Annotated in this window: 12 protein-coding genes; 2 read left to right on the top strand and 10 right to left on the bottom strand. The window is 66.0% G+C overall.

From position 1 onward, the window contains the following. Window positions 1-87: 87 nt before the first annotated feature. The 4 genes from tpx to R3175_RS12915 all read right to left on the bottom strand — a co-directional run bounded on the left by tpx (window position 88) and on the right by R3175_RS12915 (window position 4113). On the bottom strand, window positions 88-585 hold the full coding sequence (gene tpx / locus R3175_RS12930) for a thiol peroxidase (protein WP_318944732.1): 498 nt from the start codon (window positions 583-585) through the stop codon (window positions 88-90). 87 nt (window positions 586-672) lie between these two features. Continuing rightward, on the bottom strand, window positions 673-1893 hold the full coding sequence (locus R3175_RS12925) for a multidrug effflux MFS transporter (protein WP_318944735.1): 1221 nt from the start codon (window positions 1891-1893) through the stop codon (window positions 673-675). A 103-nt stretch (window positions 1894-1996) separates the two neighbouring features. Next, entirely contained in the window at window positions 1997-2899 is a 903-nt protein-coding gene (locus tag R3175_RS12920; RefSeq protein ID WP_318944731.1) for a LysR family transcriptional regulator, read from the bottom strand. 62 nt (window positions 2900-2961) lie between these two features. After that, window positions 2962-4113, bottom strand: a complete 1152-nt coding sequence (locus R3175_RS12915) for an alpha/beta fold hydrolase (RefSeq protein WP_318944730.1) — start codon at window positions 4111-4113, stop codon at window positions 2962-2964. 201 nt (window positions 4114-4314) lie between these two features. Here R3175_RS12915 and R3175_RS12910 point away from each other — a divergent pair, with 201 nt between their 5' ends. Further along, the gene (locus R3175_RS12910; RefSeq protein ID WP_318944729.1) at window positions 4315-5205 is read left to right on the top strand and encodes an acyltransferase; all 891 of its coding nucleotides are present in this window, start codon (window positions 4315-4317) and stop codon (window positions 5203-5205) included. Between the two features lie 12 nt (window positions 5206-5217). On the opposite strand, the gene R3175_RS12905 is transcribed toward R3175_RS12910, so the two are convergent. The 3 genes from R3175_RS12905 to R3175_RS12895 form a co-directional block, all read right to left on the bottom strand. Then, window positions 5218-5436, bottom strand: coding sequence for a hypothetical protein (locus R3175_RS12905; RefSeq protein WP_318944728.1), 219 nt, complete (start codon window positions 5434-5436; stop codon window positions 5218-5220). An 81-nt stretch (window positions 5437-5517) separates the two neighbouring features. Further along, on the bottom strand, window positions 5518-7515 hold the full coding sequence (locus tag R3175_RS12900) for a VacB/RNase II family 3'-5' exoribonuclease (protein WP_318944727.1): 1998 nt from the start codon (window positions 7513-7515) through the stop codon (window positions 5518-5520). Between the two features lie 82 nt (window positions 7516-7597). After that, the gene (locus tag R3175_RS12895; protein WP_318944726.1) at window positions 7598-8272 is read right to left on the bottom strand and encodes a Fe2+-dependent dioxygenase; all 675 of its coding nucleotides are present in this window, start codon (window positions 8270-8272) and stop codon (window positions 7598-7600) included. 125 nt (window positions 8273-8397) lie between these two features. Between R3175_RS12895 and R3175_RS12890 the strand changes: the two genes are divergently transcribed. Beyond that, a complete protein-coding gene (locus R3175_RS12890) occupies window positions 8398-9507 on the top strand; it encodes a hypothetical protein (protein WP_318944725.1) in 1110 nt (369 codons plus the stop codon). A 58-nt stretch (window positions 9508-9565) separates the two neighbouring features. Here R3175_RS12890 and R3175_RS12885 read toward each other — a convergent pair whose 3' ends face one another. Genes R3175_RS12885 through R3175_RS12875 form a run of 3 tightly spaced genes read right to left on the bottom strand, consistent with a single transcriptional unit; the run spans window position 9566 to window position 12665 of the window. Beyond that, window positions 9566-10012 carry a DUF411 domain-containing protein gene (locus R3175_RS12885; RefSeq protein ID WP_318944723.1) on the bottom strand — a complete coding sequence of 149 codons (447 nt, stop codon included), beginning with the start codon at window positions 10010-10012 and terminating at the stop codon, window positions 9566-9568. Beyond that, a complete protein-coding gene (locus R3175_RS12880; protein ID WP_318944721.1) occupies window positions 10009-10140 on the bottom strand; it encodes a hypothetical protein in 132 nt (43 codons plus the stop codon). The genes R3175_RS12885 and R3175_RS12880 overlap by 4 nt, the downstream gene beginning before the upstream one ends. After that, complete coding sequence (locus tag R3175_RS12875) at window positions 10137-12665, bottom strand: heavy metal translocating P-type ATPase (RefSeq protein ID WP_318944720.1); 2529 nt, start codon at window positions 12663-12665, stop codon at window positions 10137-10139. The genes R3175_RS12880 and R3175_RS12875 overlap by 4 nt, the downstream gene beginning before the upstream one ends. Window positions 12666-12670: the final 5 nt, after the last annotated feature.

Raw genomic sequence — 12670 nt, 5'->3', positions numbered from 1 at the left:
TGGCGGTGTCGCAAATGGGGTCCAGCTTTCTCGCTGCGGGGGCGCCCCCGGGCTGGCCGGGGGGCCGCCGGGGCTGGGTGGGGCGACTCAGAGTGCTTTCAGGGCGGCCTCGTAATCCGGTTCGTGCTTGATCTCCGGCACCAGCTGGCTGTGCATGACCTTGTTGTTCTCATCGAGCACCACCACGGCCCGGGCGCACAGGCCCGCCAGTGGGCCGTCCTGGATGGCGACGCCGTAATCCTGCTGGAAGCTGTAGTTACGGAAGGTGGAGAGGGGCACCACGTCTTTCAGGCCCTCCGCGCCACAGAACCGCCCGGCGGCAAACGGCAGGTCGGCGGACACCACCAGCACCACGGTGTTTTCCAGGCTGCTGGCCTTCTCGTTGAATTTACGGGTGGAGGCGGCGCACACGCCGGTGTCCAGGCTGGGCACGATGTTCAGGATCTTGCGTTGACCGGCGTAGGACTCGAGGGAGACGTCCTCCAGGCCCTGATTGGTGAGGGTAAAGTCCGGCGCGGCGTCGCCGGGCTTGGGAAAGTCGCCGCTGATGGCGATGGGGTTTCCGTCGAGTGTCACGCTGCTCATGGCTGTCTCCCTGTTTGGATTCGGTGGAAGTGACGTTCCTTACTGTGTAGTCCATTCCCGCCACTTCGTCACGGCGATCGACGACGATCAGGCCCCGGCCTCCGGGGCGGGCTCGAATCCGGGCGCAGGGTAGCGCTGGACCAACAGCAGGTAGGCCGCCAGCGCCGTCACCGTGGCCACCGCGACGACCAACGCCATGACCAGCGAGGTGCCGGTATAGAAATGGCCCACCAGCGCGCCCACCGTCGCGGCCACGGTCATCTGGCTGAAGCCGAACAGCGCCGAGGCCGAACCGGCCATGCGGGGAAAGTTGGCCAGGGCGCCGGCCATGGTCTGGGGCAGGGCCATGCCCACGCCCATCATCACCAGGGCCTGGGGCACCACCACCGCCCACACGGTGAAGACCTCGGCCACCGCCAGGGCCGCCATCAGGCCGCCACCGAACACGGCGAGCACCAGCCCGCGCAGCATCACCTGGTCCGGCACCAGCCGCCGGCCCAGTTTCATGGCGGTCAGGTTGCCAGCGATATAGCCAACCACCACCAGGCCGAACAGCAGGCCGAAGTGCTGCGGCGCCACAGCGAGAAAATCGATCAGCACAAACGACGAGCCGGACAGGAACGCGAACAGGGCGGAAAAGATCAGGGCATTGGTCAGGGTGTAGCCGATGAAGCTCGGGTCCGATCCGATGGTCCGGTAATTGGCCAGCAGGGAACATAGCCGCAGGGGCTGGCGGTAGTCCGCCGGCATGGGTTCGGGGATGCCGATGGCCACCACCAGGGTCATCACCAGGGCGTAGCCGGCCAGGGCCAGGAAGATGGCGTTCCAGCCCAGGCCCTCGAGCATCAGGCCGCCGAGCGTTGGGGCAACGGCCGGAGCCAGAGCCATGATGCTGGCCAGCAGCGCCAGGATGCGGGCGGCCTCCCGTGGGGTGTAGATGTCGCGGATGGCGGCCCGCCCCAGCACCGGACCGGCGGAGCCGCCGAGGGCCTGCAGGAAGCGGCAGACGATCAGCGTTTCGATGTCGCTGGTCAGGGCACAGCCCAGGCTGGCAACGGCGAACAGCAGGAAGCCGCCGAGCATCACCGGCTTGCGGCCAAAACGGTCGGCCAGGGGGCCGCACAGCAGCTGCGCCAGGGCAAAGCCCGCCATGTACACGCTCAGGGTCAGCTGCACCTGGTCGGCGCCGGCGGACAGGGCGGCGCCCATGGCCGGCAGGGCGGGCAGGTACATGTCCGTTGCCAGTGGCCCGAGGGCCACGGCGGCGGCAAGCAGGACGGTGGTCCAGACACTGGTGAGGGCGAGCATGGGCAACCCGATGACGGTGAAGAATGAGGGAATCAGTCTACGCCGATGGCCGGCCAGGATAACGGCCGGCGCCTGCATACCACCTATGAATAAAAGTGATGAATCAGCCGTCCAGGCCTTCGGCCACCGCCACCAGTTGCTGTCGCAACCAGCGATGGGCCGGATCGTCCTGGTGGCGCTGGTGCCACAGCATCAGCAGGGTGAATGGCTTGTAGTCGAAGGGCAGGGCGGCGTGGGCGAAGTCCTTGAGTAAGTGCCTACTCATGCGCCGGGGCGCCGTGGCCAGCAGGCGCGACTGGTTCAGGAAGCCGGGCAGGCCGGAGAAGTTGGACACCGTGACCACCACTTTTCGCTCCAGGCCGCGGGCGCTGAGGGAGCCTTCCAGGGCGGTGCGTTCGCCGGTGCCAAACAGGATGCCGATATGGTCGGCCTGCAGGTAATCCGCCAGGGTGGCCGGAGGCGTCCGCTGCGTCGGGTCGTAGAACACCACCATCTGGTCGTCCAGCAGCCGGCGCTGCATGACGTCGCTGGCGGACGGCGGATGGGGGGAGATGATCAGGTCGCACACCTCCTTGCGCAGCAGGTCGGCGCTGGGAATGCCGGAGGGAATCACCTGCAGGGTGATGCCCGGTGCCTGCTCCCGCAGGATGGCGGCCAGCGGCGGCAGCAGCAGGTCACGCTGGTAGTCGTTGGCGGCGATGGTGAAGCCGAACTCGGCGTCCCGGGGAGCGAACGGGGGACCGGCGGACAGCGCCCGCAGGTCGTCGAGGATCTGTCGCACGTTGGGGCCGACCCGCTGGGCATACCGGGTCGGGGCAATGCCGCGGCCGGACTTGACGAACAGCGGGTCGCCCAGTATCTGCCGCAGCCGGTCCAGGGTGTGGCTGACCGCCGACTGGCTCAGGCCCAGCTTGACCGCGGCCCGGGACACACTGGCTTCGTCCAGCACCGTCAGGAACACCCGCAGGGCACGGGCGTCGAGATTGAACGTATCGATGGGATTCATGGGTCCCAGTGTAGGGCAAAACCGCGGCCGGCAGAACCGGGGTTAGTCGGCGACTGCCGGGGTCAGTTCGAGCGTTCCGCCAGCCACTCGGCCATCTCTCGCCAGCTTGCCCGCGGCGCCTTGCTGCCGGCCAGGATGCCCATGTGGCCGCCGGGGATCACCCGGAAGGTCTTGTCGGTGGAGCTGACGTGGTCCATGACCCGCTTGGCGGCGCCGGGGGTGGCCAGGGTGTCGGTTTCGCCGGCGATGGCCAGCAGGTTGGCGTTGACGTTCTCCAGCCGCGCCCAATCGTCACCGATCTGGATCTTGCCGTCGGACAGCTGGTTGTCGATCCAGATGCGCACCATGGTGTCCTGGATGATGCCACCGGGGTAGGCCACCATCCGGTCGAGGAACGCTGAGGTGGTGGCGTGGTTGGTCACGAACTCCCGGTCGCCCAGGCGGACGATCAGTTCCCAGTAACCCATCACGCTGCCGATGGGGTTGGTCAGCTTGAACCCCAGGGTGTTGGCCCAGCCCGGGGTGTGGAACCAGTGCGGCTGCAGGTTGTGCAGCCGGAACCCGGTGCGCTCGCGGACAAGCTCGGCGACGTCGGAAATGCGCTGGTACAGCACCCCGATCAGGCCCGAGGCGTGGCTGTCGATGGGCGAGCCCAGCACAATGGCGTTGCGGATGTGCTGGTCCTTGCTGAGGGCCGAGTAGAACAGGGTGAACATGCCGCCCATGCTCCAGCCATGCAGGGACAGTTCCTGTTCGCCGCTGTGTTCCCGTACCCGGTTGAGGTAGGCGGGCAGCAACTCGGCGACGTAGGTGTGCATGTTGTAGTGGGTGTGCTCGCGGGTGGGCACGCCCCAGTCGATCAGGTACACCTCAAAGCCCTTGGCGCGGAGAAACCGGACCAGGCTGCGCTGGGGGAACAGGTCGTAGATCAGCATGTTCACCGCCAGCGGCGGCACGATCACAATCGGGGTCTTGTGACTCTGGCGCGCCACCGGAATCTCTTCGTCGTCCAGGTCGATGAAGTCTTCCGCCAGCGGCGGGTAGTAACGCAGGCTGACCAGACCGTCGCTGTGCAGGGTTTCGAACGGGGTCTGGCCGGCCTGTACCAGGCTGGCGGCACGGAACACCCGGTCGAAGGCGTTGCCGGCGTAGAGGGCGGTCTGGCGAGTCAGGCCGGACGCCTTGTTGATAACGTTCTGGAAAATATTGGGCATGGCCGGGTTCATCACGGTTTACTCTAGGAACAGCGCGTGGATTCGCAAGTTGGCCAAAGTATACGGACAACAGCCGCTCGAACTATGGCAAAACCGTCCAGTGACGTTGGCAAATCAGTCACCATGGGCCACTGCCCATTGGTCCACGGCATTGCTATCATGCGCACCAGCCATCAACGGACAACAACACGGACAACAACCATGCTCAGCTTTCTGCCCGCGCCGGTGATCGGCGTGCTCAACGCCCTGTTGCTGGGAATCAACACGCTCTTCTGGTGCATCCTGCTGTACATTCCCGCGCTCCTGAAGCTCGTTATTCCCATCCAGGGGTTCCGGGTGCTGTGTACCCGCGCCATTATCTGGATCTCGGAGTCCTGGGTCGCCTGCAACACCGGCTGGATGAAACTGACCCACGGCACCGACTGGCGGGTGACCGGTGCCGAGCAGTTGCAGCGTCAGGGCTGGTACCTGGTGCTGAGCAACCACCAGAGCTGGGTGGACATCTTCGCCATGCAGCGGGTGTTCAATCGACGGGCGCCGTTTCTGAAGTTCTTCCTGAAGAAGCAACTGATCTGGGTACCGGTAATCGGTCTGGCCTGGTGGGGGCTGGATTTCCCGTTTATGCAGCGCCATTCCCGCGAGTACCTGATCAAGCACCCGGAGAAGCGCGGCGAAGACCTGAAGGCCACCCGCAAGGCCTGCGAGAAATTCCGCTACACCCCGGTAAGTGTGATGAACTTTGTGGAGGGCACCCGTTTCACCCCGGCCAAGCATCAACGCCAGAAGTCGCGCTTCCAGCACCTGCTGACACCCAAGGCGGGCGGTGTGGCGTTCGTGCTGGACGCCATGGGCGACTCCATCGAGACCCTGGTGGATGTCACCATTGCCTATCCGGGCGGAGCGCCGACGTTCTGGGGCTTTCTCTGTGGCCGGGTCGATGAGATCCGCCTGACCATCGACACCGTCACCATTCCGGAGCACCTGAAGGGCAAGGATTACACGGCCGACGCGGAGCACCGCAAGCAGATCAAGGACTGGCTGCAGGACCTCTGGTCCGGCAAGGACCGGAAACTGGCCGCAATGCTGGACTAGTCTGCCGGGACACTAGGCGGCGTTGCCGCCGGTGTCCTCATCCTCGTCCACCTCGTCCGGGTGTTCCCGCTTGTAGCGCTCCCAGTCCTCCCAGTCGAAGGGCGTGCCGGCATGGGGGCGCCGCAGGTGCCGGGCATGTTCCAGGGCATTGTGGCGCAGGCTGTGGTCGCGTTCTTCTTCCTCCTTGTCAAACCCGTATTTGCGGAGGAATTCGTCAGGGCTGATTGGCATAGGGCTCACCTCCCCACGGTTGGGCTTCTGTGAAAGCGCCTGGCATTCCTTCAATCACCATGCGCCCCCGCCGCCGGATTTTCAAGGGTTCGCCGCCGCCTGGGCGGTCTGGTCGTCACCGGTGCCGGTGGCGCTCTCCACCAGCTTGAAGTTGATCTGCTTGCGCTCGTTGTCCACGTCCGCGAGGGTGACCGTGACCGGCTGCTCCAGCTGGAAGGTACGGCCGTTCTTGGTGTGGGTCAGGCGCAGCGTGACCGGGTCAAAACTGTACTTGCCCGGCAGGGTCTTGCAGCTGACGAAGCCCTCCAGGCCGTTGCTGTCCAGGCGAACGAAGAAGCCGGCGGGCACGGTACGGCTGATGGTGCCGGTCTGTTCGGTGGCGCCCAGAGTGGGGGCGTATTCGCACTTGAGCCAGTTCTCCAGGCTGTTGGCCGCCTGGCGGGCCTGGATCTGGGCGGCCTGCAGCGTCTCCAGCTGCGCCTCGGTCAGTGGTTGCATCGGCTGCTGCCACAGGGCCGCCTTGATCAGCCGGTGCACGTAGTAATCGCTGAACTTGCGCAGGGGCGAGGTGAAGGTGGTGTAGGCCGGCAATCCCATGCCCTGGTGCGGAGCGGGCTGGAACGAGAGTTCCACCCGGGCCAGCTGGCGGGAGACGATGGCTTTTACCGGCACCTCCGCGTCCAGGCCCTCACTGCGTTGCATCAAGGTGCGGAAGTCGTCCGCGCTGGCTGGATCCAGTTCCGCCAGGGCTGGCGCAAAGTTGGCCAGCAGGGTCCGAATGTTGTCGCGCCGGTCCTCCCGCAGGCCGGGGTGGGTAATAAACAGGCCGGAGCCCCGTTGGCCCAGGAAATCCGCCGCACAGCGGTTGGCGGCCACCATGCATTCCTCTACCAGACGGTGGGCTTCGTTCTGAACGGCGGGTTCGATCTGGCGAATGCGCTTGTTCTCATCCAGCCGCAGGCGGAACTCCGGCCGGTCACTGCTCAACAGGGCGTGCTCTTCCCGCCAACGGCGCAGGGCCGTGGCGGCCTGGTGCAGCTGATCCAGGCTGGTGGTGACCGCCTCCGGCAGGGCCTTGGCCTCCTCGCCTTCGCGGCCATCGATCACACTGGCCGCCAGGTCGTAACTGAGCTTGCCCTGGGAGCGCACGGTGGCCAGTTCGAAGCGGTAATCGCCCAGGCTGCCGTCGTTATTGACCTGCATGTCGCACACCAGCGCGAGGCGTTGGGTGTCCGGCAGCAGCGAGCACAACCGGGTGCTGATGGCTTCCGGCAGCATGGGCCGGGGCTCGCCGGGGAAATAGATGGCGGTGGCGCGGCGCAGGGCCTCCCGCTCCGCCGGGCTGTCCGGCGCCATCAGGGCGGTCGGGTCGGCGATGGCGACAGAGACCTTCCAGCCGGTGGCATTGGCCTCGGCCAGCAGGGCATCGTCCATGTCCTGGGTACTGGGGCTGTCGATGGTGACATAGGGCTCGACCGTGCGATCCCGGCGGTCGCCGGCGACCGCCGCAATGGCGTCTTCGCTGAGTGCGTCCGCCTGCTGCTGGACCGCGGCCGGCCAGGTTTCCTCTAGGTCGAAGCTGGCCAGGGTGAAGGCGCGTTCGATGCCGGGTTCGCCGGCCTTGCCGATTACCTTCTCAATCCTGGCCTGGCCCTTGCCATCCTTGAACGGGTGCTTGTGGATACGGCAGTAGATGAAGTCGTCCGGCTCGGCCTTCTGCCGGTGCTTGGGCGGAATGAAGATCCAGCGGTTGATGCCGGGGGTTTCCGGAACCACAAAGTGGCCCTTGCCCTTGACCAGGTAGCGGCCGACAAAGGTGGTTAGCGGGCTCTCCAGGAGTTCGTCCACCACGCCCTGGCTCTTGCCCTGGTCGTCGGTGTGCTCGGTGACGTGGATGCGGTCGCCAGGCAGCACTTTCTGCATTTCCTCTGGCGGCAGGAACAAGTCCCGGCCCTCGTCCAGGGCCACGAATCCGAAACGACCGTTCGTGGCTTTAACGGTGCCGGCGAAGACCACCTTGTTGTCTTTGATATCGGATTTGAGCTGGCGCAACTGACTGAGCGCGTCGGCATTGAGCATGAACGGACCTGGCTGGTGAAGTTGAACGTAGAGGCGGAGTATAACGGTTATGGCGCCACGCGTCAGAGGGGGTGTGGCAAAATCATAGCTCAACCCACTGGCGCTGCAGGTTGGCCAGGGACTTGGTCAACAGGTCGAATTCGGCGGTTTTGCCTTCCCGGTCAAACAGCTGCCGCCGGGCGGTGTCGAGATCAAAGAGTACTTCCCGCTGCGCCGGCTCGCGGATGGTGCTCTGAATCCAGCCGATGGCCACCCGTCGCTGCCCACGGGTAACGGGCTCGACACGGTGCAGGGTCGAGGAAGGGTAGATCACCGCCGAGCCGGCGGGCAACTTATAGGACTGCTCGCCGGCGGAGGTGTCCGTCACCAGCTCGCCGCCGTCGTAACTCTCGGGGTCGTCGAGGAACAGGGTGAAGGAGATGTCGGTGCGCAACCGGCCGGCGCCGCGCCCCATCACCGGATCATCCACGTGGTTGCCGTAGGTCATGCCGTCCCGGTAGCGGCTGAACAGGATGGGGGTCATTTTCGCCGGCCTGGCCGCCATCTGGAACACCGGATGACCGGTGAGGGCTTTCTCCACCTCCGCCCGCAGGGCCTGGGCTTTCTGGTCGGCCATCTGCATCTGTTCGTTGTTCTTGACCAGGCGGGCATGCCAGCCGGCGCTCTTGCGACCATCCTCGAAGGCGCCGCTGTCCAGTGCGACCCGGACACGCTGCAGTTGCTCTGGTTTCAGGATTTCGCCGATGCACACAATCATGGGGGGACTCCAGGCGGAATGGGAATAATTTGCAATAAATGTCTTAGTTGCATCATCATGCCCTGACACGGAAAAGCCATCAATATCCTCGCCATGGTTAGGCGGTTTAGCGACAGGAGAATCCAATGAAGAACCAGAAACTGAAACTGTGGACCGGTATCGGGGTGGCAACGTTGCTCGCCAGTTCCGGCGTGAGTGCCGATGGGCATGGCGGCACCCCCCAGGAAGAACAGGTGAAGCCTGGCGCGCACGGCGGTGAAGGCGGCGAACATCACGGCGGCGAAGGCGGCGAATACCACGGTGGCGAAGGCGGCGAACACCACGGCGGCGAAGGCGGCGAACACCACGGCGGCGAAGGCGGCGAACACCACGGCGGTGAAGGCGGCGAACACCACGGCGGTGAAGGCGGCGAACACCACGGCGGTGAAGGCGGCGAACACCACGGCGGTGAAGGCGGCGAACACCACGGCGGTGAAGTTGGTGCCGCATTCAGTTACTTCGTTGCCGGCGGTGAAGGTGGTGAAGGCGGCGAAGGCGGCGAAGGCGGCGAAGGCGGTGAAGGCGGTGAAGGCGGTGGCTCGGTATCTGCTGTCACCTCCGACGGCGCCTACGTTGCCATGCTGCATATGATGCAGGGCCACCTGATGGCGGCCCGAGAGCTGATCAAATCCGGCGAGGTGGCGCAGGGCCGCCCGCACCTGGCCCATCCCTGGGTGGAGGTCTACCCGATGGCCGAGGATGGCCTGGCGCGCCGGAATCAGGGCGATCTCGGCGAGCGTCTGCGGGCAGTGGCGGAGAAAGCCGGACAGGTCGACGACTGGGGCGATATCAGTGAGGAGTTTCAGGCCGCCTGGCTCGGCATCGAGCAGGCGGTGAATGGCGTTGGCGACCAGCAGGGGCTGAGTGCGGAAACCATCTCCAAGGTGGTGCTGTCCCTCACCAAACAGGCCGTGCTGGAATACGATGAGGCGTTGGACGGCGAACGTTTCGTGGCGGTCCACGAGTATCAGGATGGTCAGGGCTTTGTTGGCGCCGCCCGTCAGTACCTGGACAACCACCAGGACACACTGAAGCGTCGTAACAACGAAGCCTGGCGTGACGCCAGCGAGGCCCTGGACGTACTCCGGAAGGCCTGGCCGTCACCCCTGCCGCCGGAAAAGCCGGTAGTCGAGGTGTCGAAGCTTTACGCCGACCAGGCCCGGCTGGAGCTGGCCCTGGCGCCCTACCTCTACTGATCCCGATCCGGGAACAACGCCGGGGCCTGAACGGCCCCGGTCTTCGCTTTGGTCGGACCTACCGATAGTCAGCGAATACCCGGGTCTGCCCCTGTTCATTGAACAGCAGCACCTGATAGGCATCCTGCCGATCCCCCAGCTCCATTCCGGGAGAGCCCACCGGCATGCCCGGCACACTGAGGCCGCGGGCGGGTAGGTCTTGGGCCAGCAGGCGGTGGATGTCGCGGGCCGGCACATGGCCCTCGATCACGTAGTCATTAACGAACGCCGTGTGGCAGCTGGCCAGGGCCGGGGTGAGGCCGGCCTGCGCCTTGATGGTATTGAGATTCTGGGTATCGATGGCCTCCACCTCAAAGCCGTTCTCCTCCAGGTGTCGAACCCAGTCGCGGCAGCAGCCGCAGGTGGGTGACTTGTAAACGGTGATGGTCGGCGCCGTTTCAGCATGGCCCGGCGTGCCGAGGAAGAGGCCGCTGGCAAAGCCCAAGGCCAGGATCAGTTTTTTCATGGGGTTTCGTCCTGTCGCGAGTGATGGGAATCGGTGGGGTGGCCGGACTTGCCGGGGGCAAGCCAGAACCACCAGACAATGGCGGCCATCAGCACTAGGCCGCCGGCATTGATCAACAGTTCGTTCATTGGGTGGTCCTCCCGGAGCTGGGCCTGAACAGGCGCAAACGGTTGGCATTGCTGACCACCGTCACCGAGGACAGCGACATGGCGGCACCGGCCAGGATCGGGCTCATCAGGATGCCCCAGAGCGGATAGAGCAGGCCGGCGGCCACCGGAATCCCCAGGGTGTTGTAGACGAAGGCGCCGAACAGGTTCTGGTGAATGTTGCGCACCGTGGCCCGGGACACCTCGATGGCGTCGGCCACGCCGTGCAGCGAGCCCCGCATCAGGGTGATGGCGGCGCTCTCGATGGCCACGTCGGTGCCGGTGCCGATGGCGAAGCCGACGTCGGCTGCCGCCAGGGCCGGGGCGTCGTTGATGCCGTCGCCCACCATGGCCACCCGGTACCCCTGGCCTCGCATGGACTCGACGATCCCGGCCTTGTCGGCGGGCAGGACCCCGGCGCGGACGTCGTCGATGTTGGCGGCCTTGGCAATCGCCTCGGCGGTGGCCTCGACATCGCCGGTGACCATCATCACCCGGATGCCGGCGTTATGCAGGCGTTCGATGGCGGCGGCAGAGTCGGGTTTGATGGCGTCGGCCACCCCGATAACCCCCAGTGGCTGCTCGCCCCGCGCCAGGAACAGGGGGGTGCCCGCCTGCCGGCTGATGGCCTGCTCAGCCTCGGTCAGCGCCGACAGCTCGATGCCTTCGGCTTCCAGCCAGCGGCGGTTGCCCAGTCGCAGCGTAACGCCGTCCCGCTCGCCCTGCACGCCCTTGCCGTTAATGGCCTGGAAGCCGGTCACCGGCAGCGGTTCCACCCCGGTTGCCTGCGCCTGTTGAACCACCGCCTCGGCCAGCGGGTGCTCGGAATGCTGTTCCAGTCCGGCGGCCAGGGCCAATACCTGGTGTTCGGTTTCGGTCAGGGCATGGACCTGGGTCACCGTGGGATGACCCTCGGTGATGGTGCCGGTCTTGTCCAGGATCACCAGGTCGAGCTGGCCGGCGCTTTGCAGCGCGTCGCCCTGGCGGATCAGCGCCCCGAACTCGGCCGCCTTGCCGACTCCGACCATCCCCGACATGGGGGTGGCCAGCCCCAGGGCACAGGGACAGGCAATGATCAGCACGGTGGTGGCGGCCACCATCATGTGCACCCCGGCGGGTTGTGGCCCGAGGTTGTACCAGGCCAGGGCCGCCACCACCGCAATCAGCATCACGCTGGGCACAAACACTGCCGAGATCCGGTCCGCCAGCCGGCCGATGGCCGGCTTGGAGCCCTGGGCTTTTTTCACCAGTTGGATGATTTGCGCCAGGGCGGTTTCACTGCCCACCCGGGAGGCCTGATAGAGGATCGCGCCGTGACCGTTCAGGGTGCCGGCGGAGACCGTGTCGCCGGGGCCCTTGCCGACCGGCATGGGTTCCCCGGTGAGCATGCTCTCATCCACCCGGCTCTCCCCCTCAAGGATTTCGCCGTCCACCGGCAGCTTTTCGCCGGGGCGTACCCGGATGCGATCGCCGACCCGAACCTGCTCCACCGGCAGGTCCCGCTCCTCGCCGTCGCGGATGACGCGGGCGGTCTTGGCTCGCAGGTCCAGCAGGCGGCGGATGGCCTGGGAGGTCTTCCCCTTGGCGCGCAGCTCCAGGGCCTGACCCAGGTTGATCAGGCCGATGATCATCGCGGAGGCTTCGAAGTAGACGTGGCGGGCCAGTTCCGGCAGTGCTTCCGGCACGCTGGCGACCACCATGGAATACAGCCAGGCGGTCCCGGTGCCCAGGGCAATCAGGGTGTCCATATTGGCGTTGTGGTGACGAAAGGCCTTCCAGGCGCCGGTAAAGTAATGGCCCCCGGTGGCCGCCATCACCACCAGGGTGAGGGTGCCCAGGCCCAGCCACAGGGGCTGGTTGGCCGAGGTCACCATCATGGTGCCAAAACCCATGCCCCAGACCATCAGGCCCAGCCCGAGTCCCAGGCTGACCGCCATCTTGGTGAGCAGTTGCCGGTACTGGCGGTGTTCATCGGCATCGCGGCGTTCGTCGGCCTGGTCCGGGTCCTCGATCACCCGGGCGCCGTACCCGGCACTGGCGACCGCCTCGGTCAAGGCGTGTTCGTCGGCGTTGCCGTACACGCTGGCGGTGCTGTCCGCCAGGTTCACCTGGGCGCCTTCGACGCCGGGGACTGTCATCAGTGCCTGCTCGATGGTGCGGACACAGGACGCACAGGTGGCGCCACTGATCGCCAACTGAATGGCGGCGCCGGTGGCCGCTGAGGGCGCCCGCGGGGCGGCCTCCGGGGCAGGGTCACGGTGTTCGGTTGGCTGCGCCGTCTCGGGCTGGGCCGGCTGTGCGGGGTAGCCGGCTTCGCCGGTGAGGCGGGCGGCGGCTTCGAGATCCACCCCCGCCGGCAGGCGCACGGTTTGTGATTCGAGATCCACGGTGATCTGGTCCGGGTCCGCCACCAGTGGAGTGAGCGCGTCGCGGATTTTTCGGACGCAGCCCTGGCAGGAGGCGCCGGCAATGCGCAGCAGCGGTGCAGGTTCGTTTTGACGGTTCACTGGGG

The organism is Marinobacter sp., from assembly GCF_033722735.1.
GTDB lineage: Bacteria > Pseudomonadota > Gammaproteobacteria > Pseudomonadales > Oleiphilaceae > Marinobacter.
This window is presented reverse-complemented; position numbering and strand designations above follow the sequence as displayed.